A 24807-nucleotide genomic window follows, 5' to 3' on the forward strand; every position below is an offset into this window, starting at 1 on the left:
TGTCCACACACTGAGCCTGAAACGCCTCTGAACTGCGGCGACATAGCAACAGTCGGTGGGCCTCAGTCCCGCACACCATCGCTCCAAGTCACGCGCGCGCCGTTCAAGCCGGCGCTACCGCCCTCGACGGCACCCTCGCCGCGGCCACGACAGGCTTCCACGCCCGGTCTCCCCCGCCGGTCATGTCAGAATCGTCGACGCAGAACATGGATACGTGTCATCAGAAACGGACGACCAGCAGAAAGACCTAAAGAGATGGCCAGTTGGGCAGCCGATCAAACCGTCACGAGGCGAGGGGCACCGATTTCTCGCCCAGGTCATGTCGCATGGAACGTCCTGACGCATGAACTGGTACCAACCGAAAGTTCCAGGAAGGGACGAAACTGCAAGGTGAACAACCGCCCGTGGACACGGTGTGGACAATGTCCACACCCCTTTGGCCGGACAAACGGCCACATTCCCGCTCCCCCAGACTCCAAGATGGAGCGAAAATAGCGAAAGGATCTCAAGAAATCTCATCCAGGTCATGTCGTCAGCGCAAACGCGAGACATGAATAGGTGACAGACCAACTAGGGCCGCCACATCAACCGGAAAGGAGACACAAATGCCCCCACATCCCAGCAAACGGAGGGTCTACTCGCCAGGGTTCTGAGCCGTCCACTCAAATAACTTCATAGGCGCGCGCGGCGCCAGGTGCACTCCGCAGCCGGTCTCAGAGGGGCCAACGGAGGGTAAATGTACACATATCAGGAGCAAAAAATGCCCCTGACGTGGGAAAACGTGCCCGAGGTGGGACTCGAACCCACACACCTTTCGATACCGCATTTTGAGTGCGGCGCGTCTGCCAATTCCGCCACTCGGGCGCGGAATACATGGAGCAACAGGGTACGCCCACAGCTGATTGTGAGCAACGCGATCACTTCACGTACGCGGAATTACTCTACATGCAGATAGGCTGAATTCCAGAATCGCGCCGCCGACGCCGCAACCAACCCATGCAGATCAAAGTACGGCCGCGGGCCCACCTAAGATGGTGATGTTCCCCCGTACCTTTCCAAGGAGATCCCGTGACTGAACAGACGGAGTCAAACCCCACGTCCCAGCCGGCGCGCCGCGTCATTGTGGCCGAGGATGAAACCCTCATCCGCCTCGACATCATCGAAATCCTGCGCGGCGAGGGCTACGAGGTTGTGGGCGAGGCTGACAACGGCGAGAAGGCCGTGCAACTGGCTGAGGAGCTCAAGCCGGACCTGGTCCTGATGGATGTGAAGATGCCCGTCATGGACGGCATCACTGCCGCTGAGAAGATCGTCAAGGCCCGCATCGCCCCCGTGGTGCTGCTGACCGCGTTCAGCCAGAAGGAACTGGTGGAGCGGGCCCGCGACGCCGGAGCCATGGCGTACGTGGTCAAGCCCTTCACCCCCGCGGACCTCATCCCGGCGCTGGAGATCGCACTCTCCCGCCACGAGGAAATCAAGGCCCTCGAAAGCGAAGTGTCTGACCTCCAGGAGCAGTTCGCCACCCGCAAGCTGGTGGAGCGTGCCAAGAGCCTGCTGACCACCAAGATGGGCCTGACGGAACCGGAAGCTTTCCGCTGGATCCAGAAGACCTCCATGGACCGCCGCCTCAGCATGCGCGAGGTCGCCGAGACCATCATCAACCAGGTCAACTAACAGCCGGCCCCAAAGCAACAAAGCCCCAAGTAACAAAGCAAAAAGGAGGATCCCCGCCAATCGGCGGGGATCCTCCCTTTTGTGCTAAAGCCTAATAGCTAGGACTTCTTCTTCTTTTCCGGCCACGGGCCAAGCTTTTCCTTCGGTGCTCCGCCTTCTTCGCCCAGACGTGAGGTGTCGGCGAGATCGCCTACCCTGTGCGCCTTCAGCGAGTTGGTGGAACCGGCTTTTCCGGGAGGGGAACCGGCAGCAATGATCACCAGGTCACCGTCTTCCACCAGGTCCAGTTCCAGCAGGCTGCGGTCAACCTGGGCGGTCATTTCGTCGGTGTGGCCCACCATGGGGACCAGCACCGGCTGGATGCCCCAGGTCAGCGCAAGCTGGTTCCACACGTGCTCCACCGGCGTGAACGCGAACACCGGCTTGATGGGGCGCAGGCGGGAGAGGCGGCGTGCCGAGTCGCCGGACTGGGTGAACGTACAGATGTACTTTGCTTCCAGCTGGTCGGCGATTTCGACGGCGGCACGGGTGATGGCGCCACCGCGGGTCTTGGGCTTGGTGCCCAGCGGGGGGACGCGCTCCAGGCCGTGGACCTCGGTGGATTCGATGATCCGGGCCATGACCTTGACGGTTTCGATGGGGTACTTGCCCACGCTGGTCTCACCGGACAGCATGACAGCGTCGGCACCGTCCAGCACGGCGTTGGCGCAGTCCGAAGCCTCCGCGCGGGTGGGGCGCGGGTTGTCGATCATGGATTCCAGGACCTGGGTTGCCACGATGACCGGCTTGGCCCACCTGCGTGCCAGTTCAATGGCGCGCTTCTGGACGATCGGCACTTCCTCGAGCGGAAGTTCCACGCCGAGGTCGCCACGGGCCACCATAATCGCGTCGAACGCGTCGATGATCTCGTGCAGCTGCTCCACGGCCTGCGGCTTCTCGATCTTGGCGATGACCGGCACGCGGCGGCCTTCTTCGTCCATGATCTCGTGCACGCGGCTGATATCAGTCGCATCGCGGACGAAAGAGAGGGCAACCATGTCCACGCCGCGGCGGATGGCCCAGCGGAGATCGTCCTCATCCTTTTCGCTCAGCGCCGGGACGTTCACTGCCACGCCGGGAAGGTTGATGCCCTTGTTATTGGACACGGACCCGCCCACGGTCACCGTGGCGACAACCTTGACGTCGTCCACCTCGATGGCACGCAGCGCCACCTTGCCGTCGTCGATCAGCAGGGCGTCGCCCACGTTGACGTCTTCGGTGAGGCTCTTCAGCGTGGTGGAGCAGATGTCCTTGGTGCCCGGCACGTCCTCTGTGGTGATGGTGAACGTGTCACCCTCGGCGAGGACGTGGGGACCGTCCACGAACCGGCCCAGGCGGATCTTGGGACCCTGCAGGTCAGCCATGATCGCTACGGGCTTGCTCAGCTGGGCCGCCGCCTTGCGGACATTCTCATACGTGTTGTCGTGCACGGAGTAATCGCCGTGGCTCATGTTCATCCGGGCGACATCCACACCGGCTTCCAACACCGCAAGCGTGTTTTCGAAGCTGGCAATTGCCGGGCCGAAAGTGGCCACAATCTTAGCGCGTCTCATATACCTACCCTAGTAGTTTGCTGCATTGGTTAAGTTGTTGTGGAGATGAACCTGCGGCGAACGCCGGAGCGTGGGAGCGCCGGATCAGAGGACGGCGATGGCGCGGTCCGTGGGAGCCACCGGGGCCGGCAGGATGGTGCTGCCCATGAGGAACTTGTCCACGGCAGCCGCTGCGGCACGGCCTTCGGCGATGGCCCACACAATGAGCGACTGGCCGCGTCCGGCGTCACCGGCCACGAAGATGCCCTCGGTGTTGGTCATGTAGTAACCGTCGCGGGCTACGTTGCCGCGGCCGTCGAAGTCGGCCTTGACCTGCTCGTTGATCCCTGACGGTTCCGGTCCGGTGAAGCCCAGGGACAGGAACACGAGGTCCGCGGGAATGATCCGCTCGGTGCCTGCCTTGGGCAGGCGCTTGCCGTCGACGAATTCCGTCTCGGCAACCTTCACGCCGGTGAGCTTGCCGTTCTCCCCCACGTATTCCACCGTGGAGGCGAGGTACGTGCGTTCGCCGCCTTCCTCGTGGGCGCTGGCCATTTCGAAGAGGGTGGGGAACGTGGGCCAGGGCTGGTGCCCTGCTCGTTCCGACGGCGGCTGCTTGCCGATGGCAAGGGTGGTCACCGAGGCGGCACCATGACGGTGCGCGGTGCCGAGGCAGTCGGCGCCGGTGTCGCCGCCGCCGAGGATGACCACGTGCTTGCCCTTGGCGTTGATCTGGTTCTCGATGGTCTCCCCCGCCACCACGCGGTTTGCGGGCACCAGGTAGTCCATGGCGAAGTGCACGCCGTCGAGGTCGCGGCCCGGGATGGGCAGGTCACGCGGCACGGTGGCGCCGGTGCAGATCACCACGGCGTCGTAGCGGCGGCGGAGCTGTTCCCAGGTCACATCGGTGCCCACGGCGACGCCGGTGCGGAAGCGGGTGCCTTCGGCCTTCATCTGCTCGACGCGGCGGTCAACGTGGTCCTTCTCCATTTTGAAGTCAGGAATGCCGTACCGGAGGAGGCCGCCGATTTTGTCGTCGCGCTCGTATACCGCCACAGTGTGGCCAACGCGGGTCAGCTGCTGTGCGACGGCAAGCCCGGCCGGACCGGATCCGACGACGGCAACGGTCTTGCCGGTCAGGCGCGTCGGGGGCAGCGGGGTGACCCAGCCGTTCTCGAACGCTTCGTCGATGATGGAGACCTCAACCTGCTTGATGGTCACCGCCGGCTGGTTGATCCCCAGCACGCAGGACGCCTCACACGGTGCCGGGCAGAGCCGGCCGGTGAACTCGGGGAAGTTGTTGGTGGCATGAAGCCGCTCAATCGCTTCCTCGCCCTTGTCGCGCCAGGTGAGGTCGTTCCACTCCGGGATCAGGTTGCCCAGCGGGCAGCCCTGGTGGCAGAACGGCACGCCGCAGTCCATGCAGCGGCCCGCCTGTGCCTTCAGGACACCTTTTTCCTGGGCCTCATAGACTTCCTTCCAGTCCATGATGCGGACGGGAACGGGACGGCGCGGCTGGGTTTCACGCTGGCGTACTTTGAGAAATCCGCGTGGATCAGCCACCGGTCACCTCCAGGATTCGAGACCAAACTTCTTCGCCGTCAGGGTCGAGACCCTCTTCGATGGCGTCAAGGCGGGTTTGCTGGACTGCAGCGTAATCGCGCGGCAGCACTTTGGTAATGCGGGCGGCCGTGTCGTCGAAGTTGTCCAACAACCGGGCAGCGAGCAGGGATTCGGTCTCCTCGTGGTGCTTGACCAGGAGGCCGTGCACGATGTCGCGGTCCTCGGCGTCGAGCTCGCGGAGCTGGAGTTCACCTGACTGCAGCGCGTCCTTGTTGACCTTCGTGGTCTCCAGGTCCAGCACGTACGCCGTACCGCCGGACATACCGGCGCCGAAGTTGCGCCCGGTGCGGCCGATGATGAGCGTCTGCCCGCCGGTCATGTACTCGCAGCCGTGGTCGCCGATACCTTCGACGACGGCGGTGGCACCTGAGTTGCGGACCAGGAAGCGTTCGCCCACCTGGCCGCGCAGGAACATCTCGCCGCTGGTGGCACCGTAACCGATCACGTTGCCGGCGATCACGTTGTTCTCCGCCTTGAAGACGTTGGTGCGGTCCGGGCGGACAATGATGCGACCGCCGGACAGGCCCTTGCCCACGTAATCGTTCGAGTCCCCCAGCAGGCGCAGCGTGATGCCGGCCGGCAGGAACGCACCGAGCGACTGGCCGGCAGTACCGGTCAGGGTGATGTCGATGGTGTCCGTGGCCAGCACATCCGTGCTGAACGTCTTGGTCACAACATGGCCCAGCATGGTGCCTACAGAGCGGTCGGTGTTGATCACGTCAACAGCGATCTTCACCGGGCTCCGGTCGGTCAGGGCTTCGGTGGCCATGGTGATCAGGCGCTGGTCGAAGTGCTTGTCCAGTTCGTGGTTCTGCCCGGTCATGTTGCGCAGCGGGGCGTCATCATCGAATTCGAGACCATGCAGGATCGGGTCGAGGTCCAGGCCCTCAGCCTTCCAGTGGTTGATCGCTTCGCGGGCGTCCAGGGCCTCGGCGTGGCCGATCGCCTCTTCGATGCTCCGGAAACCGAGCTCCGCGAGGATCTCGCGGACTTCCTCGGCCAGGAATTCGAAGAAGTTGACCACGAACTCGGGCTTGCCGGTGAAGCGTGCCCGCAGTTCGGGATTCTGCGTCGCAACACCCACGGGACAGGTGTCCAGGTGGCAGACGCGCATCATGATGCAGCCTTCCACCACCAGCGGCGCGGTGGCGAAGCCGAATTCCTCGCCGCCCAGCAGGGCGGCAATAACCACGTCGCGGCCGGTCTTGAGCTGGCCGTCCACCTGTACCACTACACGGTCACGCAGGCCGTTGAGCATGAGGGTCTGCTGGGTCTCAGCAAGTCCCAGCTCCCACGGCACACCTGCGTGCTTGAGCGAGTTCAGCGGCGAGGCGCCGGTTCCGCCGTCGTGGCCGGAGACCAGTACGACGTCGGCCTTCGCCTTCGTCACGCCGGCGGCAACTGTGCCGATGCCCACCTCGGAGACGAGCTTGACGTGGACCCGGGCCGAGGGGTTGGCGCGCTTCGCATCGTAGATGAGCTGCGCGAGGTCCTCGATCGAGTAGATGTCGTGGTGCGGCGGCGGAGAGATGAGACCGACGCCGGGCGTGGAGTGGCGGGTCCGGGCCACCCAGGGGTAGACCTTCTGTGCCATCAGCTGGCCGCCTTCGCCGGGCTTGGCACCCTGCGCCATCTTGATCTGGATGTCGTCAGCGTTGCTCAGGTAGAGGCTGGTGACGCCGAACCGGCCGGACGCGATCTGCTTGACGGCGGAACGGCGCTTCGGGTCCAGCAGGCGGTCCACGTCCTCGCCGCCTTCACCGGTGTTGGACTTGCCGCCCAACTGGTTCATGGCGATCGCGAGGGTTTCGTGGGCTTCCTGGGAGATGGAGCCGTAGCTCATGGCACCCGTGGAGAAACGCTTGACCACGCTGGAGACGGGCTCCACTTCCTCAAGCGGCACCGGCGGGCGGTTGCCGGTCTTGAACTTGAGGAGCCCGCGCAGGGTCATCAGGTTCTCGGACTGGTCATCCACGCCCTTGGTGTAGGCCTTGAAGATGTCATAGCGGCGCTCACGTGTGGCGTGCTGCAGCCGGAAGACGGTCTCAGGGTTGAAAAGGTGCGGCTCGCCGTCACGGCGCCACTGGTATTCGCCGCCGCCCAGAAGCGGGCGGTGCGGCTGCTCGATGCCGCCCTCCGGGTAGGCCATCTGGTGGCGCGCGGAGACTTCAGCTGCGATGACGTCGAGGCCGACGCCGCCGAGCTGGGAGTGCGTTCCGGCGAAGAATTCGTCCACCAGCTCCTGTCCGAGGCCCAGGGCTTCGAACGTCTGGGCTCCGGTGTAGGACGCCACGGTGGAGATGCCCATCTTGGACATGATCTTCAGGACACCCTTGCCGAGGCCCTTGATCAGGTTGTAGACGCCATCCTGCGCGGTGACGCCAACGACGTCCCCGCTGCTGATGAGCTGTTCCACGGATTCCATTGCCAGGTACGGGTTCACGGCTGACGCGCCGTAGCCGATCAGCACCGCAACGTGGTGCGTCTCGCGGACGTCACCGGCCTCGACCACCAGGGCGGTCTTGGTGCGGTTGGCACTGCGGAGGAGGTGGTGGTGCACGGCGCTGACTAGCAGCAGCGACGGGATGGGCGCCCACTGGGCATTCGAGTCGCGGTCCGAGAGGACTACGTACTGCACACCGCGGTTGATGGCGCCGGAAACCTGCTCGCAGATTTCCGTCAGGCGGGCACGAAGCGCGTTCTCGCCGCCTTCGGGGCGGTAGAGTCCGCGGACCTTCATGGCCACGCGGTCGCCGTCGGCGTTTTCGATGTTGGCGATCTTGGCGAGCTGGTCGTTGTTGATCACCGGGAAGGGAAGCTGGACCTGGGGCTGGCGGACCTGCTTGGTGTCCAGCAGGTTGCCGTTCGGGCCGATGGCACACGTCAATGACGTGACCAGCTCTTCACGGATGGCATCCAGCGGCGGGTTGGTGACCTGTGCAAAGGACTGCACGAAGTAATCGAACAGCAGGCGCGGTCGCTTCGAGAGCACAGCCACCGGCGTGTCCGAACCCATGGCGCCGAGCGGCTCGGCACCCGTGCGGGCCATGGGGCCGAGCAGGATCTTGAGCTCTTCGGTGGTGTAGCCGAAGGTCCGCTGGCGGATGTTTACCGAAGCAGCCGTGTGGACCACGTGCTCGCGCTCGGGGAGGTTGTTGAGGTCGATCAGGTTGTCCTTGACCCACTCGGCCCACGGGTTCGCCGCAGCGACCTCGGCCTTGACCTCTTCATCATCGATGATGCGGCCGGAGTCGGTGTCCACCAGGAACATCTTGCCAGGCGAGACACGGCCCTTCTTGACCACCTTGGAAGCTTCGACGTCGATCACACCAACTTCGGAAGCGAAGATAATCAGGCCGTCTTCGGTGATCCAGTAGCGGCCGGGGCGCAGGCCATTGCGGTCCAGGGTGGCGCCCACAAGGTTACCGTCAGTGAAGGAGACTGCGGCCGGACCGTCCCACGGCTCCATCAGAAGCGAGTGGTATTCGTAGAAGGCGCGGCGGGCCGGATCCATCGTGGCGTGGTTTTCCCAGGCCTCGGGGATCATCATCATGATCGAGTGGGTGATGGGCCGGCCGGAGAGCCAGAGCAGCTCGGCGACCTCGTCAAAGGAAGCGGAGTCCGAGGCACCAGGGGTGCAGATCGGGTACAGCTCTTCCGGGGAATCGCCCAGCAGCGGGTTGGCGAGCTGCGACTGGCGGGCACGCATCCAGTTGCGGTTGCCCTTGACCGTGTTGATTTCGCCGTTGTGGGCAATGGTGCGGAAGGGCTGGGCAAGCGGCCAGGACGGGAACGTGTTGGTGGAGAAGCGCGAGTGGACAATGGCCAGCTTGGTCTTGAAGCGCTTGTCCGACAGGTCAGGATAGAACGGCTCGAGCTGCGCCGTGGTGAGCATGCCCTTGTAGACGATGGTGCGGGAGGACAGCGACGGGAAGTACACGCCGAACTTGTTCTGCGCACGCTTGCGGATCCGCCAGGCACGCGAGTCCAGCTCGTTGCGGTCCAGCTCTTCGCCGTTGGCCGCGGCCAGGAAAGGCTGGGAGAAGTACGGCATGCAGGCACGCGCCATGGCGCCCACGAGGTCGGCGACGATGGGTACTTCGCGCCAGCCCAGCACGGTGAGGCCCTCATCAGCGGCGAGCCCTTCGATGCCGGCCTTGGCGGCATCGGCTTCGCGCTTTTCGGCGGGCAGGAAGGCAGTGCCGGCCACAAACTGGCCGGGAGCCGGGAGTTCGAATTCGGTGACCGCACGGAAGAACTCGTCCGGGATCTGCATCAGGAGTCCTGCACCATCACCGGTGCCCTCATCGGCGCCCACGGCGCCGCGGTGCTCGAGGTTGCGCAGGGCGGTCAGGGCGGCGTCGACAATGTCGTAGCCGGGTTCGCCGCGGAGCGTCGCGATGATAGCAAGGCCACACGCGTCTTTTTCATGGTCCGGGTTGTACAGACCCCGCGCCTCCGGAAGCGCGGCGAAGCGCTTGAATGGAGAGACGGGGCCCTCTGATCCTATTTTTTCGGACCAACGTGGGCTATGAAGATGGGTCATCGAAGACGTCCTTCCTCGAGATCGTGCGTATGGAAGGGACACCGTTGGCCCCACTCGTCGGCGCCTGACGTGATGGCACAACAAAGTGTTATTTACAGGAAATTGTAGGCCAGGCTGGCCTGCTGAACTAACAGTTACGCAGGCATCCGGCCCCGGGCTTGACCCGGGCAGCCTGTCTCTGCTGCCGGTTGGGCCCCGTTGCCACGACGCTGTGGTGTGTGGGCGCTCAGAGCGGTGACTCTGCGACCCTGCCGTGCTGGCTTGCTACTTGCTAGTGCCAGCCTCCGGCGCGGATTCCGTGGCCTTGTGGCCGGAATTTCCGGCTACCGGCGACTCCGGAACGGGCTTGTTGCCGTTCCTTAATGCCGCTTCCACTTCCGTTGGGGCGGAAGGGTCCCGGGAACCGTTTTTGTTATCAGGGAGATTATCACGGGATTCACTATCTGAGACAACGGGGTCCGTATCGCGGACCTCGGACTCATCAGCCGCCTCAGCCTCCAAGGCGTCACTGCCGGCCGGTTCGCGGCCGGGCAGATAGGGGGTATCCGGCTCGGGGCGCCCCTTCATTCCCAGCAGGACGAAGACGATGAGGGCAACCACGAAGACGAAGATGCTGGTCCAGACGTTGAGCCTGGTGGTGATGCCGAAGAGGCTGATCTGTTCGGCTTCGTCGATCCGCATGGCTTCGATCCACACCCGGCCCAGGGTGTAGTACATGGCGTACAGCCAGAACAGGCGGGCGCGCCTGAAGTGGAATCTCCGGTCCAGCGCGAGCAGGATCACCACACCCACGAGGTTCCAGACCGACTCGTACAGGAAAGTGGGGTGGAAGAGGGTGTCCGCCGGTGTGCCGGCGGGGAAGTTGGGGTTGTCCGCATCAATCTGCAGTCCCCAGGGCAGGGTGGTGGGTCCGCCGAAGAGTTCCTGGTTGAAGTAGTTGCCCCAGCGGCCAACAGCCTGGGCCAGCAGGAGGCCCGGTGCTGCGGCGTCCAGGAAGGCTGTGAGCTTGACCCCGGAACGGCGGCAGCCGATCCAGGCGCCGAGGACACCCAGGACCACGGCACCCCAGATTCCCAGGCCGCCGCGCTGGATCTGCGGGATGAGCCAGAGGTCACCCGTCCCGTCGAAGCCCGGGCCGAAGTAGGCGTCCGGCGAGGACACCACGTGGTAGAGGCGGCCACCGATGATGCCGAACGGGATGGCCCAGATGACGATGTCCCAGACACTGCCTTCGGGAGCACCGCGCTTTGCCCACCGGACAGAGGCCAGCCACAGGCCAACGATAATGCCGGCCAGGATGCACAGGGCATAGGCGTGGATCCGCAGGGTCCCCCACGGCAGCGGGATGTCGAAGCCGGACCAGTCCGGACTGGGGATGCTAGCGGGCACCATAACGGCAGCCTGCATGAGGGTCTGCATTGGTTTTAGGCTTCTTCCCTGACGAGTCCGGTGCTGAGCTCCCGGGTGAGGTCGGCAACTGCCTGGACGCCGCCGTCGCGGATGGCCGCAACCAGCGCGGTTCCCACGATGACGCCTTCGGCGTAGGCCCCGATTTCACGGACCTGGGCTGCTGTGGACACACCGAGTCCGACGCACACGCGCTCGGCTCCCGCATGGTGTGCCGCGGCAACCACGTCCTTGGCGGCGCTGCTGACCGAGGTACGGGCACCGGTCACGCCCATGATGGAGACGGCGTAGACAAAGCCGCGGCTTGCCTCAACAGTGCGCTTCATGCGCTCAGGCGTGGAGGATGGAGCCACGAGGAACACCCGGTCCAGCCCATACTTGTCCGAGGCTTCGAACCATTCCGATGCCTCGTCCGGGATGAGGTCCGGCGTGATCAGCCCGGCTCCCCCGGCCTCGGCCAGCCGGCGCGAAAACTCGTCCACGCCCATGCGGACCACGGGGTTCCAGTAGGTCATGACCAGGACCGCCGCATCGGTTTTGCTGGTGATGCCGGCGACGACGTCGAAGACCTGGCGCACGTGGAAACCCTTGGCCAGCGCCTCGGTAGTGGCGGCCTGGATGACCTGGCCGTCCATCACCGGGTCAGAGTAGGGGATCCCGATTTCAATCAGGTCGGCCCCGTTCTCGGCCAGGGCAATTCCGGCGGCGATGGTCTGCTCGACGTCCGGGTAGCCGGCCGGGAGGTAACCGATCAGGGCGGCGCGACCTTCGGCGCGGGCCTTGTCAATCGCGGCCGCCGATTTGCTGGCCGTTTGCGCGGTGCTCACAGCTGCTCCCCCTCTTTGCCGATTTCGGCTTCCGGTGAATCCTTGTCCAGCAGGTCGAACCATTCCGCAGCCTGGGCCACGTCCTTGTCGCCGCGGCCGGAAAGGTTGACGATGATGATCTTCTCTGAGGCGTCCCCGGCTTCGGCAGCCAGCCGCTGGCCCACCTTCATGGCACCGGCGAGGGCATGGGCTGATTCGATGGCGGGGATAATGCCTTCGGTGCGGCACAGGATCCTGAAAGCCTCCATGGCTTCGGCGTCCGTGATGGGCTCGTAGCTGACCCGTCCGATATCGGCCAGGTAGGCGTGCTCCGGGCCAACGCCGGGGTAGTCCAGCCCGGCGGAGATGGAGTGCGACTCGATAGTCTGTCCGTCGTCGTCCTGCATGAGGTAGGAACGCGCCCCGTGGAGCACTCCGGGCTTGCCCAGGGTGATGGTGGCGGCATGGCGTCCGGTGTCCACTCCGTCGCCGCCGGCCTCGAAACCGTAGATCTTCACCGACGGATCATCGAGGAAACCGTGGAAGATGCCGATGGCGTTGGAACCGCCGCCGATGCAGGCGCAGACGGCGTCCGGCAGGCTGCCTGTCTGTTCCAGGATCTGGGCGCGGGCCTCCTCGCCGATGACCTCGTGGAAGTAGCGGACCATGGCCGGGAACGGGTGGGCTCCGGCGGCGGTCCCCAGCAGGTAGTGGGTGTTTCCGACGTTGGCCACCCAGTCGCGAAGCGCCTCGTTGATGGCGTCCTTGAGGGTCTGGGATCCGCTGGTCACCGGAATCACCGTGGCGCCCAGCAGTTCCATCCGGGCCACGTTCAGTGCCTGGCGGCGGCAGTCTTCGGCGCCCATGTACACCACGCACTCCATGCCCATGAGGGCAGCGGCGGTGGCGCTGGCGACGCCGTGCTGGCCGGCCCCGGTCTCGGCGATGATGCGGGTTTTGCCCATCCGCTTGGCCAGCAGTGCCTGGCCGATGACGTTGTTGATCTTGTGGGATCCGGTGTGGTTGAGGTCCTCGCGCTTGAGGAACACGCGGACTCCCCCGGCATGCTCGGCGAAGCGCTTGGCTTCGGTAAGCAGCGACGGGCGGCCCGAGTAGTTCCTGTTCAGGTCCGCGATCTGGGCGACGAAGTCCGGATCGGCCTTGGCCTTTTCAAAGGTGTCCTCAAGCTCATCCAGTGCAGCGATGAGGGATTCGGGCATCCAGCGTCCGCCGTAGGTGCCGAAGTACGGCCCCGGGGCGTGCTTCAGCGAACCGCCCTGCAGGAATGCCTCCGCAGTGTTGTTCTCAGCGTCTGAGGGTGCGTCAACCATCAGTCTCACCGTCCTGTTCCAGTTGATCGTTCAGAAGTGTTGTGCCGCCGGCACCAACGCCGGCGGGTTGGGGCCTAGGCCCGGGCAGCGATGGCGGCAGCGCCGGCCGCGGTGAACTCGGCGATCCGTTCACGGGGTGTGGAATCGCTCACGAGGGCTTCGCCCACCAGGATCGCGTTCGCGCCGCTTGCCGCATAGTGCCTCACATCGTCCACGCCGCGCACGCCGGACTCGGCGATGACCAGCGCTTCGGCAGGAATCAGGCCGGCGAGTGAAGCAAAAACAGAACGGTCGACGTCGAGCGTTTTCAGGTTGCGTACGTTGACGCCGATGATCCGCGCCTCAGCCGCTACCGCCCGCTCGATTTCCTCTTCCGTATGCGTCTCCACGAGCACGTTCATGCCGAGTTCACGGCTGAGCGCGCTGAAATCCTGGAGCTGGGCATCGGACAGGGCAGCCACGATCAGCAGGATGAGATCGGCACCGTGGGCACGGGCTTCCCAGATCTGGTACTCATCGAGCGTGAAATCCTTGCGCAGCAGAGGAGTGTCCACCCGGGCGCGGACAGCGTCCAGGTCTGCCAGGGAGCCGTTAAAGCGGCGCTGTTCAGTGAGCACACTGATCACGGCCGCACCGCCACGGGCGTACTGTTCCGCGAGCGAGGCCGGATCGACGATGGTGGCGAGATCGCCCTTGGACGGGCTGCGCCGCTTGATCTCGGCAATCACCTTCAACTGGTCCCGCTGCGAAGCCGTGCCGCCGAGGGCCACCCAGGCATCACGGGCAGGCACCGCGGCTGCGGCGCCGTCCTTCAGTTGAGCAAGCGAAACGAGGCGCTTCCTGGCCTCCATATCCTCCCTGACACCGGCGTTGATGTCATCGAGAACAGTTGCCATCAGTGGCCGGAGTTCTTCAGCTTGCTGCCTTCGACGCCATAGCCTGCCTTGCGCATGATGAATCCGGCGATGAGCCCGAGCACCATGACTGCCGCGCCGGCAATGAAGATCGGAGTGTTGGCGATCACGAACGCGATGGATGCAATGAGGGCGCCGACCAGCATCACGATCACGCAGGTCCACGCCGCAGGGCTGTTGCCGTGGCCAAGTTCCTGGCTGTGGTCAACGGCGCCGGGGGCTACGGTTCGGGTGCCTGACTTCGATACGGACGCAGGTGCTTTGCTCATGTGAATCTCCTCGGGATGAATACTGCTTACATTCTGCCATTTTTTGGCCGCGGCCTGCTTATCGGCGGCCGCGCGGCCGTGTCCGGGGGTGTGGCTTACGTTTTTCGGGTGGGTGGCTCAGGTGGGATCGTCGCCCCGGGACAGCCGGTCCCAGCTGTCGATCTCGTCCACCGGACCGGCCGGCGCTGTGACTCCGCCGGTGGCTGGTGTTGAGTCAGCGGCCGAACCGGCTGCTGCTCCGCCTGTTCCCGCTCCAGCTGCTGCCCCGCCTGCGGCCACGTCATATTTCGTCCGGACCTTCCAATACCGGCCAGCCGGGATGATCAGCAGGGCAGCGAGGCCCAGCAGGGCACCGGCGACGACGGCGAGGACGGGGAACGCGGTGACGCTCACTTCGGCGCTTCCCCCGGTGATCCCGGTTGCGGCGGCGATGGATCCCTGGGCGGCGGCCAAGGGATCGGCCAGCACCGTGGCCGCCGCGGTGATGATTCCGGCGGAGGCCAGGATGATGATCGCCGTAATGAGGATCCGGGCGATCTTGCCCGCGATTGAAGCGGCAAGTCCCCCGGCCAGCGCCACCACTGCAAGGGCTGTCACCGCGGTGGCTGCCTTGCTGCCCTGGACCGGGAGGGTGTTCTGGCCGCCGGCCTGGCCCAGCTGGTCCGGGTCCAGGCTCACGGTGATCCAGGTTTGGGTGGTGGCACCGAAAACGGCGAGGGCCAGCACGGCAATCAGCAGGACAAGGGTGGGTTTCCGCGCCCACACCGGCGTCATTCGGCTACCTGGCTTCCCTCGGCCACCTGGCTGTCCCCGGCGGCGGGGGCGCCGCCGTCGGGCAGTGACTCCACGGAAATGTTGTGCAGCGATCCGGCGGTATGGACGGCGCGCAGCGGAGCTGCCGCCTTGTTCACGGTCTCCAGCGCTTCGGTGGGATTGACCGAATCGGCCACGATACCGCCGCCGGCCTGGACGTAGGCGCGTCCCTCCCGCAGGAGGGCTGAACGGATGGCGATGGCCATGTCCATGTCGCCCGCGAAATCGAGATAGCCCACCACGCCGCCGTAGATGCCGCGGCGGTGCGGTTCAAGCTCATCCAGCAGCCGGAGGGCACGCGGTTTCGGGGCCCCGGAAAGGGTTCCTGCGGGGAACGTCGCTTTGAGGACGTCGTATGCCTTTGCCGTCGGCGCCAGTTTTCCCACGACTGTGGAGACGAGGTGCATGATGTGGCTGAACCGCTCCACCTCCATGAACTGGGTGACATCCACGGTTCCGGCGACGCACACCTTGGAGAGGTCGTTGCGGGACAAGTCCACCAGCATCAGGTGCTCCGCGCGCTCTTTCTGGTCCGCCAGGAGTTCCTCGGCCAGGGCCTTGTCCGCCTCAACGGTTTTGCCGCGGGGACGTGAGCCGGCGATCGGGTGGGTGATGACTTCTTCCCCGGTCACCGTGACCAGCGCTTCGGGGGACGAACCGACGATCGAGTATTCCCGGCCGTCGGCGTCTTCGAGGCTGAAGATGTACATGTACGGGCTGGGGTTGGTGTTGCGCAGCACCCGGTACACGTCCAGCGGCGAGGCACCGCACTCCATTTCGAAGCGGCGCGAGATCACCACCTGGAAAACCTCGCCGTCCACAATGGCTTCCTTGCCACGGTCCAGGGCTGCCAGGTAGGCCGGCTCGTCCCAGCGTTCCTGGACGCTGGAGGCAAAGTCCAGGGCGGCGGGTTCCAGTACTGAAACGGGCTGCGCCACGGGCGTGCTGATCCGGGTGAGGAGGGCCTTGACCCGGGCCACGGCGTCGTGCCAGGCGTCATCCACCCGCTCTGAGCTGTTGTCAAAGTTGATGGCGTTGGCGATCAGCAGCACAGTGCCGTCATGGTTATCGTGCACGGCCATGTCGGTGACCAGGTTCAGCGCAAGTTCGGGCAGGTGGAGGTCATCTTCCGGCGGGCTGGTGAGCCGTTCCCAGTGCCGTACGGTTTCCCAGCCCAGGAAGCCCACCAGGCCGGAGGTGAACGGCGGCAGGCCGTCAAACCGGCTGGTCCGAAGTGCCTCGATGGTGTCCCGGATGGCGTCCACGGGGTTCCCGTCCAGGGGCACGCCGGCGGGAGGCTCACCGAGCCAGTGCGCCTGGCCGTCCTTGGTGGTCAAAGTGGCGCGGGACTTCGCGCCGATGAAGGAATAGCGGGACCATGTGCCGCCCACGGCCGCGGATTCCATGAGGAACGTTCCGGGCTGGCCCTGGGCCAGCTTCCGGTAAAGGCCAATGGGAGTTTCTGCGTCCGCCAGCACCTTGAGCGTGACGGGGATGACCCGGCTGTTTCCGGCGAGTTCGCGGAACTCCTCGAGGCCCGGGCTGATGATTCCAAGGTCCTGCATGGTTATGCTTCTCCGCTGGTTGTTGAGATGTCCGGTGCTGCGGCCTCCGGTGTCGAGGCATCCGGTGTTGCCGCGTCCGCTGTCGTGACGTCCAGTGCTGTAACGTCCAGCCCTCTGCCGTCAAAGCAGGTCCTGGTGCCGGTGTGGCACGCCGCGCCAACCTGATCGACCCGGACCAGGAGGGCATCGCCGTCGCAGTCCATGGCTACGGATTTGACCCACTGGACGTGCCCTGAGGTGTCCCCTTTGCGCCAGTATTCCTGGCGGGAGCGGGAGTAGAACGTGACCCGGCCGCTGGTCATGGTCCTGTGGAGGGCTTCGTCGTCCATCCAGCCGAGCATCAGCACTTCGTTGGTGTCGAACTGCTGGACCACCGCGGCAACCAGCCCGGCGTTGTCGCGCTTCAGTGCGGCTGCGACGCCGGGGGGAAGCGGGCTGGCGGAGGGGGCCAGGACAGGCGTGGGGGCGGGGGCGGGCTGCTCAGACATCAGACCAAGTCTAGTGCCTCGGCCGGGGCCCGAAAGTATGAGCCAACGGGCCCGCAAAGCCCGTGTGAACAAGGGCACCTGTCCGGTGGCGGTTCTGCTGCCCAACTCCCCCGGTGTCGTGCTAGTTTCACAAGTGATGCATTTCGTCGACCCGTCCCGAGAAGTCCTGGCCGAAACCCTGCTGGCGGCCGGCCCTGATGCCCCCACCCTTTGCAAAGGCTGGCGCACCAGGGACCTTGCCGCGCACCTTTACCTCCGCGAACGCAAAGCGGCTGTGGGCCTTGGCCTGATCATCAAGAGGCTGTCCAAGGCCTCGGACAAGGCCACCGCGAAGCTTGCGGCGAAACTGAAGACCACGGATGACTACACCGGGCTCGTGAACACGTTCCGGGCGGGCCCGCCGGCGCTTTCGCCCATGAACATCAAGGCGTTGGACGAAAGTTCAAACCTGATCGAGTACTTCGTCCACACGGAGGACATCCGGCGTGCCGTGGACCGATGGGCCCCCCGGGCCCTCGATGAGGCCTACTCGGATGCGCTCTGGGACGAACTCATCAAACGGGCGGCCATCCTGTACCGCGGAGTGGATCTCGGCATTGTGCTCGTGCGCCCTTCCGGCCCGCGGCACGTAGCCAAACGCGCACCCGTGTCAGTGGCGATCGTCGGCGAGCCCGGCGAGCTGCTGATGCACGCCCACGGCCGCACGCGCCATGCCCTGGTGACCTTCGAAGGCCAGCCGGACGCCGTCGCGCTCCTCCAGTCCGCCGAAGTCGGCCTCTAACAAAGCAACCGCCGCCAAAGACGGCCTCTAACAGAGCAACGCGGGGTCACTTTACGCCCGAAAACCTTCGTTTATCGGGCCGAAAGTGACCCCGCGTTGGTGTTTGAGCGGGCGGTCAGCGGACTTCGAAGCCTGCTTCGCGGATGGCGTTTTTGACCTGGGACATCATGTCGTCCGGGCCCCAGTGGAAGATCGACGCCGCCAGAACGGCGTCAGCTCCTGCAGCCACAGCCGGCGGGAAGTGGGCGGGTTCGCCGGCGCCGCCTGAGGCGATGATGGGGACCTTCACGGCCGCCCGCACAAGGCGGATCAGCTCGAGGTCAAACCCGTCCTTGGTGCCGTCGGCGTCGATCGAGTTGAGCAGGATTTCACCGATGCCGCGGTCGGCGGCTTCCCTGGCCCACGCGATGGCATCGATGCCAGTGCCGGTGCGGCCGCCGTGGGTGGTGACTTCAAAGCCCGACGGCGTGGGCTCGGACCCGGGGCGGGTGCGGCGGGCGTCCACGGACAGGACCAGCACCTGCGAGCCGAAGTGCCTCGAGATTTCGTTGATGACGTCCGGCCGGGCCACCGCAGCGGTGTTGATGGAGGCCTTGTCAGCGCCGAACCGGAGGAGCTTGTCCACCTCCGCCACGCCGCGGACACCGCCGCCCACGGTCAGCGGAATGAAGACCTCCTCCGCGGTGCGGCGGACGACGTCGAACGTGGTTTCGCGGTTGCCCGAGGACGCCGTGACGTCCAGGAAGGTCAGCTCGTCAGCGCCTGCGTTGTCATAGCGGTGGGCGAGCTCCACGGGGTCGCCGGCGTCGCGGAGTCCCTCGAAGTTGACGCCCTTGACGACGCGGCCGGCGTCGACGTCGAGGCACGGGATGACTCGTACAGCTACAGCCATGGGTACTCCTGGGATTCTTGGATGGTCTCTTGGCTCAGATGCGGCAGGCGTGGATGCTGCTGACCAGGATGGCGCGGGCGCCGAGGTCATAGAGCTCATCCATGATCCGGTTGGTTTCCTTCTTCGGGACCATGGACCGGACAGCCACCCACTCGGAGTCGCGCAGCGGGGAGACCGTGGGCGATTCCAGGCCGGGCGTCAGAGCCGCCGCCTGTTCCACCAGTTCCTTGCGGATGTCGTAATCCATCAGCACATACTGGCGTGCCACCAGGACACCCTGCAGGCGGCGGATGAGGACCTCGATCTCCTTGGCGGTGCCGTTCGCAGCGCCGCCTTCGCCGGTGCGGCGGATCAGCACGGCCTCGGACTTGAGGATCGGCTCGCCAAAGATTTCCATGCCGGCGGCCTTGAGGGTGTTGCCGGTTTCGACGACGTCGGCGATGGCGTCAGCAACGCCCAGCCGCACCGAGGATTCCACGGCGCCGTCGAGGCGGACCACCTTGGCGTTGACGCCGCGCTCGGCGAGGTAGCCGCGGAGCAGTCCGTCGTAGCTGGTGGCGAGGCGCTTGCCCTCCAGCTCCTCCACCTTGGCGAAGTCGCCCACGGGACCGGCGAAGCGGAACGTGGAAGCGGCGAAGCCCAGCGGAAGGAGTTCCTCGGCCTCCACCTCGGCGTCCAGCAGCAGGTCGCGGCCGGTGATCCCGACGTCGAGCGTTCCCCGGCCGACGTAGACGGCTATGTCCCGCGGGCGGAGGAAGAAGAATTCAATGTCGTTATCAGGGTCCATCATGACCAGCTCGCGGGTGTCGCGGCGCTGGCGGTAACCGGCCTCGGACAGCATGGCGGAGGCGGCTTCGGACAGGGAGCCCTTGTTGGGGACGGCTACTCGCAGCATGGGGGTCTTTCTTGGTTGGGAGGTCTGTTGATCAGGCAAACTGGCCACGCAGGGCACGGGCGGCGCGGTGGTACCGCCTGCGTACCGCAGTGGCTACAGATGCTTGTAGACGTCTTCCAGGGTCAGGCCTTTGGCGAGCATCAGAACCTGCAGGTGGTAGAGCAGCTGGGAGATTTCCTCGGCCGCGGCTTCGTCGGATTCGTACTCGGCAGCCATCCACACTTCGGCTGCTTCCTCCACGACCTTCTTGCCGATGCCGTGGACTCCGGACTCCAATTCTGCGACGGTGCGGGAGCCTGCCGGGCGGGTGGCTGCCTTCTCACTCAGTTCAGCGAACAGCGTCTCGAAATTCTTCACGCCCTACAGCCTACTTGCTGCGGCCCGGACGGCGCCTGTCGGGGAGTTGCATGACGGACGCGATGTGAGTGAACACACACCGCGTCCGCCTCCCGCAGGGTTGCTTCTGACGCTGGCTGCTACTTGTACTGCTTCAAGAGGACGGCGGTGGCCAGGGCAGCCGTCACTGCTTCATGGCCCTTGTCCTCGCTGGAGCCGGGCAACCCGGCACGGTCCAGGCCCTGCTGCTCGGTGTCGCACGTCAGCACGCCAAAGCCGACCGGCACCCCGGTGGAGACGCTGACATCGGTCAGTCCCGACGTCGCCGCCTGGCAGACGTACTCGAAGTGCGGCGTGCCGCCGCGGATGACGACGCCGAGCGCCACCACCGCGTCAAAGTGCGGTGCCAGCCGCGCGGCCGCCACCGGAAGTTCGAAGGCCCCCGGAACGCGGAGCACCGTGGGTTCACTGATGCCGGCGTCTTTGGCGGCACGCAGGGCACCGTCCAGGAGCCCGTCCATGATCTGGGTGTGCCAGCTGGCAGCAACTATGGCCAGCCGGAGCTCCGACGTTTCGGCCGGGCTGAGGGTTGTGAGGTCAATATCTGGTGCGCCGTGTCCGCTCATGCGTGAATCGTGATCCGTTCAGTTCTCGTGGGGTGATTAGTCGTCAAAGGTGGCAGCGCCGGCACCGGGCACCGTCGCAACATGGGTGTCCAGCGTCAGCCGGTGCTCCATGCGGTCCTTCTTGGTTTGCAGGTAGCGGATGTTCTGGTCGCGGGACGGCACTTCAGTGGGAACCATCTCCACCACCTTCACGCCGGCCTTTGCGAGCCTGTTCTGTTTGTCCGGGTTGTTGCTCAGGAGGCGGATCTCATGGAGTCCCATCTCCGCCAGGATCTGGGCGGCAGCTTTGTAGCAGCGGGCGTCCACCGGCAGTCCCAGCTGCTCGTTGGCCTCCACAGTGTCAAAGCCGGCCTCCTGGAGCGCGTAGGCCTTGATCTTGTTGGCCAGGCCGATCCCCCGGCCTTCCTGCCCGCGCAGGTAAAGCAGCGTGCCGCCGAACTCGTTGATCATCTCCAGCGCGTACGCCAACTGTTCGCCGCAGTCACAGCGGTAAGAACCGAAGACATCGCCCGTCAGGCACTCCGAATGCAGCCTGACCAGAGGCGCAATGCCCTCCTTGGGCGGATTCGGTGAGCTTACGGCAAGGTGTTCGGCACCGGTGACGAGGTCCGTCCAGGCCTGGGTCACGAACTCCCCAAAGGCCGTGGGCAGCTGCACAATGGGACCGGCGCTCACAGGGTGGTGAGCCTCGTGGCCGTTGCCGGCTGCCCCCTGGTGATGGCCGTTCTGGTGTCCTGAAGCCGTCATCGTTCTCTCCTCTACTCCGCCCGGGCGCCCGGCCCGGTGTCACTGTCGGCGGGAGCCGTGGCCCCCGCTTCAAGGTAAACCACAAGATCCTCGATCGAGATCAGGGGACACCCGTGTTCAGCGGCGAAAGCCCGCAGCCCGTCGAGCCGCATCATTTCACCGTCGTCGTACACCACCTCGGCGATAACACCCACTGGTTCCAGTCCGGCAAGCCGGCAAAGATCCACGGCCGCTTCAGTGTGGCCCGGGCGTTCCCGCACTCCCCCGTCAACAGCACGGAGCGGGAAAATATGCCCGGGCCTGGTCACTGCCGCAGGGCCGGCGGCGGGGTCGGCCAGCACCCGGGCGGTCAGGGCGCGGTCCGTGGCAGAGATGCCGGTGCTGACGCCCATGGCCGCATCGCAGGAAACGGTGTAGGCGGTGCCCTTCGCGTCCTCGTTAACGGCCACCATGGGCGGCAGGGCAAGGGCATCGGCACGGTCCCCCGCCAGGGGCACACAGATGACGCCGGAGCTGTACCGGATGGTCCAGCCCATGAGGGCCGGAGTGGCATGCTGGGCGGCGAAGATGATGTCACCTTCGTTCTCGCGGTCCTCGTTGTCCACCACCAGCACAGGCCGCCCGGCGGCCATGGCGCGGACAGCATCCTCCACCGGGTCAAGTCCCCGGCGCGCCTCGGTGGCCGGCTCCAGCCGGACCGTGGCGTTCATCGGGTGCCTCCGGCGGCTGCTCCGGTGCTGAACGCGAGGAGGCGCTCGGTGTATTTAGCAAGCACGTCCACTTCAAGGTTGATCCGGCTGCCCGTTGCCTTTGCCCCCAGGCCGGTTTCAGCGAGCGTGGTGGGAATCAGCCCCACTTCAAACCACGGTTCCGGTTCCGCGGCCGGGCTGACCGCGGTGACGGTGAGCGAGACGCCGTCGATCGCGATGGAGCCCTTTTCCGCGATGTAGCGGGCGAGGTTGGCGGGAACGCCGAAACGGAGGCGCTCCCAGTTGCCGAGTGCCTCGCGTTCGAGGAGCTGCCCGACGCCGTCGACGTGGCCCTGGACCACGTGGCCGTCCAGCCTGCCGCCGGCCGGGACACAGCGTTCGAGGTTCACCGAATCGCCGGCAGTGAGCTCGCCGATGGTGCTGCGGACGAGGGTTTCGCCCATGACATCGACGCTGAACTCCTTGCCGTCGATCGCGGTGGCCGTCAGGCAGACACCGTTGACGGCGATGGAGCCTCCGAGAGCAAGCCCCTCTGTGGTGGCCGGAGCGCTCAGGCGGAGGGTTGCGCTGGCATCGCCGTCCCGCTCGACGGACAGAACCTGTCCTTGTTCGGCAATAATTCCGGTAAACATCAGTAGCCTCCCATGGCTGGTTCCGCGGCAGAGCGGGATGGTTGTGGTTCTAAAGCTTCGGTTGTTTCAGGGCGGAGGTGCAGCCTCAGGTCCCTGCCGAGGGTGAGGACGGCTCCGCCGTCGGACGGATCCCAGTCCCAGTGGCGGGCGTCCGCCAGGGTGGTGATTCCGAGTCCACTCAGGGCAGGTGTGCCGGACCCCAGCAGGGTGGGCGCAACGTAGACAATGAGTTCGTCCACCAGACCGGCGGCCAGGAATGCGCTGAGGATGCGCGAACCGCCTTCCACCATGACGTGGCGGATGCCTTCTGCGTACAGGAGCGAAAGCGCCTCGCGCGGGTCGCGGGTGTGCAGGTGGAGCATGCGCCCGTCCTCGCCACGGACAGTGGCATCAGCCGGCACCTCCCGCAGGCCCATCACTGCCCGGAGCGGTTGCTTGCCGGCCATTGCCCCGGTGGCGTCACGGGCGGTCAGGCGCGGGTTGTCCACGAGGACGGTTTGGGTGCCCACAAGGATGGCGTCGATCCGGCGCCTGAGCCCGTGGTTATCGGCCAGCGATTCGGGGGACGAAATCCACTGGCTGGTCCCGTCCTCCGCCGCGATCCGGCTGTCCAGCGTCTGCGCGATGTGCAGCGTCACAAACGGGCGCTGCTCCGCCACGGCCTGGAACCACTGGCGGTTAAGCGCCAGCGACTCACCGGCCGCGAGCCCGCTCCGCACCCGCACGCCGGCCTCGCGCAGCGTTGCTGCGCCGCCCGCGGCGGGGTCATGCGGATCATCGACGGCGTACACCACGTCAGCGATTCCTGCCCCGATGATGGCCTGGGTGCAGGGGCCGGTGCGGCCGCAGTGGTCGCACGGCTCCAGGGTGACCAGCATGGTGGTGCCACGCAGGTCCAGCCCCGCCGCAGTCGCCTGGGTAATCGCGTCAGCTTCAGCGTGGGGGGTGCCGGCGCCGCGGTGGTAGCCGGTCACCAGCTGGCGGCCCTCGTTATCGATGACGACGGCGCCCACCAGCGGGTTAGCGCCGCGTGGTCCGCGCAGGGCTGCTTCGAGCGCAGCGTCCATGGCAGCGGTTTCGGCAGGGCTAAACACCGTCACAACATCGTTCCGGGTCATATGGCGACCACCGGTCCGGTGGCGTCCGCTACCGGCGCATGGGAAAAACTGGCTTCAAAGAGCCATCGCAAGGGGTTCATGTGTCTGTCGTTCCTTCCCGTCAGAACCGCGATGGCTCCGGGGGTATACGACAGCAGAAGGCCACGGCGCCTTGGGACGCCGCGAATACAGCTGTACGTGCTTCTCTCATCCAGACTTTAACTGTCGGTACCGGAATTTCACCGGTTCAACCGTCTGCCGGGTCCACTCCCGAGGGAAATGCACCGGCTCGCGGGTCGCGGACTGTCACCGCCGGTTCGGACTTACACCGACCCCGGAGCACGTAATGTGTGTTGCTATTGTGCCATAACCTGCATGGCGTCCAGACTATTCCCCCGACCCGGCACGTAACTTAACGCTGCCCGCTTCACGCAGGCGCGCGATGGCCGCGGCCGGGTCCTGGGCACCATAAACGGCAGAGCCCGCGACGAAGACAGTCGCCCCGGCCTCCGCTGCCCGGACAATGGTTTCTTCCGTGATGCCGCCGTCCACCTGGATGGCCACTTCGATTCCGGAGCCGTCAATGGCTTCGCGGGCCCGGCGGATCTTCGGCAGGGTCAGGTCAAGGAAGGCCTGGCCACCGAAGCCGGGTTCCACCGTCATGATCAGGAGCATGTCCAGTTCCGAGAGCATGTCCAGGTAGGGTTCCACCGGCGTGGCGGGCCTCAGCGCCATACCCGCCTTGGCTCCCCTGGCCCTGAGTTCGCGTGCCAGTTTGACTGGTGCGATGGACGCCTCGGCGTGGAACGTCACCGAGGCCAGGCCTGCGTCGGCAAAACCCGGTGCCCAGCGGTCGGCGTCGGAGATCATCAGGTGGGCATCCAGCGGAACGGGGCTGACGGCCTGGATCCGCTGGACCACGGGCAGCCCGATGGTGAGGTTGGGAACGAAGTGGTTGTCCATGACGTCCACGTGCACGGCGTCCGCGGTGCTGATGCGCTGCAGTTCGGCTTCGAGGTTGACGAAGTCGGCGGACAGAATGCTCGGGTTGATGCAGCACTGCGGCATAGGGGAACCTTTCACT

At 65.5% G+C, this 24807-nt stretch carries 22 protein-coding genes, 1 tRNA gene and 1 riboswitch; of the genes, 2 read left to right on the forward strand and 21 right to left on the reverse strand.

Annotated features, from left to right (window positions below; all coding sequences use genetic code 11):
- Window positions 1–782: 782 nt before the first annotated feature.
- Window positions 783–864 (reverse strand) — tRNA-Leu (locus AC1MCA_RS01795).
- Window positions 865–1068: 204 nt separating this feature from the next.
- Here AC1MCA_RS01795 and AC1MCA_RS01800 point away from each other — a divergent pair.
- Complete coding sequence (locus AC1MCA_RS01800; protein WP_108600906.1) at window positions 1069–1674, forward strand: ANTAR domain-containing response regulator; 606 nt, start codon at window positions 1069–1071, stop codon at window positions 1672–1674.
- A 98-nt stretch (window positions 1675–1772) separates the two neighbouring features.
- On the opposite strand, the gene pyk is transcribed toward AC1MCA_RS01800, so the two are convergent.
- The 11 genes from pyk to hisI all read right to left on the reverse strand — a co-directional run bounded on the left by pyk (window position 1773) and on the right by hisI (window position 17007).
- Window positions 1773–3266, reverse strand: a complete 1494-nt coding sequence (gene pyk, locus AC1MCA_RS01805; RefSeq protein WP_479800806.1) for a pyruvate kinase — start codon at window positions 3264–3266, stop codon at window positions 1773–1775.
- A gap of 84 nt (window positions 3267–3350) precedes the next feature.
- Complete coding sequence (locus AC1MCA_RS01810; RefSeq protein WP_479800808.1) at window positions 3351–4808, reverse strand: glutamate synthase subunit beta; 1458 nt, start codon at window positions 4806–4808, stop codon at window positions 3351–3353.
- Complete coding sequence (gene gltB, locus AC1MCA_RS01815) at window positions 4801–9414, reverse strand: glutamate synthase large subunit (protein ID WP_108600903.1); 4614 nt, start codon at window positions 9412–9414, stop codon at window positions 4801–4803. The genes AC1MCA_RS01810 and gltB overlap by 8 nt, the downstream gene beginning before the upstream one ends.
- A gap of 264 nt (window positions 9415–9678) precedes the next feature.
- Complete coding sequence (gene lgt, locus AC1MCA_RS01820; protein WP_479800810.1) at window positions 9679–10833, reverse strand: prolipoprotein diacylglyceryl transferase; 1155 nt, start codon at window positions 10831–10833, stop codon at window positions 9679–9681.
- 5 nt (window positions 10834–10838) lie between these two features.
- Window positions 10839–11648, reverse strand: a complete 810-nt coding sequence (gene trpA, locus AC1MCA_RS01825; RefSeq protein ID WP_108600901.1) for a tryptophan synthase subunit alpha — start codon at window positions 11646–11648, stop codon at window positions 10839–10841.
- Window positions 11645–12958 carry a tryptophan synthase subunit beta gene (gene trpB / locus AC1MCA_RS01830; protein WP_108600900.1) on the reverse strand — a complete coding sequence of 438 codons (1314 nt, stop codon included), beginning with the start codon at window positions 12956–12958 and terminating at the stop codon, window positions 11645–11647. The genes trpA and trpB overlap by 4 nt, the downstream gene beginning before the upstream one ends.
- Before the next feature lie 74 nt (window positions 12959–13032).
- A complete protein-coding gene (trpC, locus tag AC1MCA_RS01835) occupies window positions 13033–13854 on the reverse strand; it encodes an indole-3-glycerol phosphate synthase TrpC (RefSeq protein WP_479800812.1) in 822 nt (273 codons plus the stop codon).
- Window positions 13854–14141 (reverse strand): HGxxPAAW family protein, encoded by a 288-nt coding sequence (locus tag AC1MCA_RS01840; protein WP_108600898.1) that lies wholly within the window; start codon window positions 14139–14141, stop codon window positions 13854–13856. The genes trpC and AC1MCA_RS01840 overlap by 1 nt, the downstream gene beginning before the upstream one ends.
- 117 nt (window positions 14142–14258) lie before the next feature.
- Window positions 14259–14915 (reverse strand): Trp biosynthesis-associated membrane protein, encoded by a 657-nt coding sequence (locus tag AC1MCA_RS01845; RefSeq protein ID WP_479800814.1) that lies wholly within the window; start codon window positions 14913–14915, stop codon window positions 14259–14261.
- Window positions 14912–16519, reverse strand: coding sequence for an anthranilate synthase component I (locus AC1MCA_RS01850; RefSeq protein ID WP_479800816.1), 1608 nt, complete (start codon window positions 16517–16519; stop codon window positions 14912–14914). The genes AC1MCA_RS01845 and AC1MCA_RS01850 overlap by 4 nt, the downstream gene beginning before the upstream one ends.
- A 2-nt stretch (window positions 16520–16521) precedes the next feature.
- A complete protein-coding gene (gene hisI / locus AC1MCA_RS01855; protein ID WP_479800818.1) occupies window positions 16522–17007 on the reverse strand; it encodes a phosphoribosyl-AMP cyclohydrolase in 486 nt (161 codons plus the stop codon).
- A 136-nt stretch (window positions 17008–17143) separates the two neighbouring features.
- Here hisI and AC1MCA_RS01860 point away from each other — a divergent pair, with 136 nt between their 5' ends.
- On the forward strand, window positions 17144–17788 hold the full coding sequence (locus AC1MCA_RS01860) for a TIGR03085 family metal-binding protein (protein WP_479800820.1): 645 nt from the start codon (window positions 17144–17146) through the stop codon (window positions 17786–17788).
- Between the two features lie 115 nt (window positions 17789–17903).
- Here AC1MCA_RS01860 and hisF read toward each other — a convergent pair whose 3' ends face one another.
- The 9 genes from hisF to rpe all read right to left on the reverse strand — a co-directional run bounded on the left by hisF (window position 17904) and on the right by rpe (window position 24791).
- Window positions 17904–18680: an imidazole glycerol phosphate synthase subunit HisF gene (hisF, locus tag AC1MCA_RS01865; protein ID WP_479800822.1), complete on the reverse strand. Its 777-nt coding sequence runs from the start codon at window positions 18678–18680 to the stop codon at window positions 17904–17906.
- A 34-nt stretch (window positions 18681–18714) separates the two neighbouring features.
- Window positions 18715–19575: an ATP phosphoribosyltransferase gene (gene hisG, locus AC1MCA_RS01870; RefSeq protein ID WP_108597843.1), complete on the reverse strand. Its 861-nt coding sequence runs from the start codon at window positions 19573–19575 to the stop codon at window positions 18715–18717.
- A 93-nt stretch (window positions 19576–19668) separates the two neighbouring features.
- On the reverse strand, window positions 19669–19932 hold the full coding sequence (locus AC1MCA_RS01875; RefSeq protein WP_028270786.1) for a phosphoribosyl-ATP diphosphatase: 264 nt from the start codon (window positions 19930–19932) through the stop codon (window positions 19669–19671).
- 119 nt (window positions 19933–20051) lie between these two features.
- Window positions 20052–20537, reverse strand: a complete 486-nt coding sequence (gene ribH / locus AC1MCA_RS01880) for a 6,7-dimethyl-8-ribityllumazine synthase (RefSeq protein ID WP_479800824.1) — start codon at window positions 20535–20537, stop codon at window positions 20052–20054.
- 36 nt (window positions 20538–20573) lie between these two features.
- Window positions 20574–21284 (reverse strand): GTP cyclohydrolase II, encoded by a 711-nt coding sequence (gene ribA, locus AC1MCA_RS01885; RefSeq protein WP_479800826.1) that lies wholly within the window; start codon window positions 21282–21284, stop codon window positions 20574–20576.
- Window positions 21285–21295: 11 nt separating this feature from the next.
- The gene (ribB, locus tag AC1MCA_RS01890; RefSeq protein ID WP_479800828.1) at window positions 21296–21994 is read right to left on the reverse strand and encodes a 3,4-dihydroxy-2-butanone-4-phosphate synthase; all 699 of its coding nucleotides are present in this window, start codon (window positions 21992–21994) and stop codon (window positions 21296–21298) included.
- On the reverse strand, window positions 21991–22626 hold the full coding sequence (locus tag AC1MCA_RS01895; protein ID WP_108597839.1) for a riboflavin synthase: 636 nt from the start codon (window positions 22624–22626) through the stop codon (window positions 21991–21993). Before AC1MCA_RS01895 ends, ribB begins: the two co-directional genes overlap by 4 nt.
- Window positions 22626–23744, reverse strand: a complete 1119-nt coding sequence (ribD, locus tag AC1MCA_RS01900) for a bifunctional diaminohydroxyphosphoribosylaminopyrimidine deaminase/5-amino-6-(5-phosphoribosylamino)uracil reductase RibD (protein ID WP_479800830.1) — start codon at window positions 23742–23744, stop codon at window positions 22626–22628. The genes AC1MCA_RS01895 and ribD overlap by 1 nt, the downstream gene beginning before the upstream one ends.
- A gap of 173 nt (window positions 23745–23917) precedes the next feature.
- Window positions 23918–24070: riboswitch (FMN riboswitch) on the reverse strand.
- A 40-nt stretch (window positions 24071–24110) separates the two neighbouring features.
- Window positions 24111–24791, reverse strand: coding sequence for a ribulose-phosphate 3-epimerase (gene rpe, locus AC1MCA_RS01905; RefSeq protein ID WP_479803246.1), 681 nt, complete (start codon window positions 24789–24791; stop codon window positions 24111–24113).
- Window positions 24792–24807: the final 16 nt, after the last annotated feature.

The sequence above is a fragment of the Arthrobacter sp. BK1 genome (genome assembly GCF_056680055.1).

Excerpts from the sequence above, each read along its gene's own strand:
- pyk (WP_479800806.1), bottom strand. The coding sequence starts at position 3,266 with ATGAGACGCGCTAAGATTGTGGCCACTTTCGGCCCGGCAATTGCCAGC.
- gltB (WP_108600903.1), bottom strand. The coding sequence starts at position 9,414 with ATGACCCATCTTCATAGCCCACGTTGGTCCGAAAAAATAGGATCAGAG.
- lgt (WP_479800810.1), bottom strand. The coding sequence starts at position 10,833 with ATGCAGACCCTCATGCAGGCTGCCGTTATGGTGCCCGCTAGCATCCCC.
- trpB (WP_108600900.1), bottom strand. The coding sequence starts at position 12,958 with ATGGTTGACGCACCCTCAGACGCTGAGAACAACACTGCGGAGGCATTC.
- trpC (WP_479800812.1), bottom strand. The coding sequence starts at position 13,854 with ATGGCAACTGTTCTCGATGACATCAACGCCGGTGTCAGGGAGGATATG.
- AC1MCA_RS01840 (WP_108600898.1), bottom strand. The coding sequence starts at position 14,141 with ATGAGCAAAGCACCTGCGTCCGTATCGAAGTCAGGCACCCGAACCGTA.
- AC1MCA_RS01845 (WP_479800814.1), bottom strand. The coding sequence starts at position 14,915 with ATGACGCCGGTGTGGGCGCGGAAACCCACCCTTGTCCTGCTGATTGCC.
- AC1MCA_RS01850 (WP_479800816.1), bottom strand. The coding sequence starts at position 16,519 with ATGCAGGACCTTGGAATCATCAGCCCGGGCCTCGAGGAGTTCCGCGAA.
- hisI (WP_479800818.1), bottom strand. The coding sequence starts at position 17,007 with ATGTCTGAGCAGCCCGCCCCCGCCCCCACGCCTGTCCTGGCCCCCTCC.
- AC1MCA_RS01860 (WP_479800820.1), top strand. The coding sequence starts at position 17,144 with ATGCATTTCGTCGACCCGTCCCGAGAAGTCCTGGCCGAAACCCTGCTG.
- hisF (WP_479800822.1), bottom strand. The coding sequence starts at position 18,680 with ATGGCTGTAGCTGTACGAGTCATCCCGTGCCTCGACGTCGACGCCGGC.
- hisG (WP_108597843.1), bottom strand. The coding sequence starts at position 19,575 with ATGCTGCGAGTAGCCGTCCCCAACAAGGGCTCCCTGTCCGAAGCCGCC.
- ribH (WP_479800824.1), bottom strand. The coding sequence starts at position 20,537 with ATGAGCGGACACGGCGCACCAGATATTGACCTCACAACCCTCAGCCCG.
- ribA (WP_479800826.1), bottom strand. The coding sequence starts at position 21,284 with ATGACGGCTTCAGGACACCAGAACGGCCATCACCAGGGGGCAGCCGGC.
- ribB (WP_479800828.1), bottom strand. The coding sequence starts at position 21,994 with ATGAACGCCACGGTCCGGCTGGAGCCGGCCACCGAGGCGCGCCGGGGA.
- AC1MCA_RS01895 (WP_108597839.1), bottom strand. The coding sequence starts at position 22,626 with ATGTTTACCGGAATTATTGCCGAACAAGGACAGGTTCTGTCCGTCGAG.
- ribD (WP_479800830.1), bottom strand. The coding sequence starts at position 23,744 with ATGACCCGGAACGATGTTGTGACGGTGTTTAGCCCTGCCGAAACCGCT.
- rpe (WP_479803246.1), bottom strand. The coding sequence starts at position 24,791 with ATGCCGCAGTGCTGCATCAACCCGAGCATTCTGTCCGCCGACTTCGTC.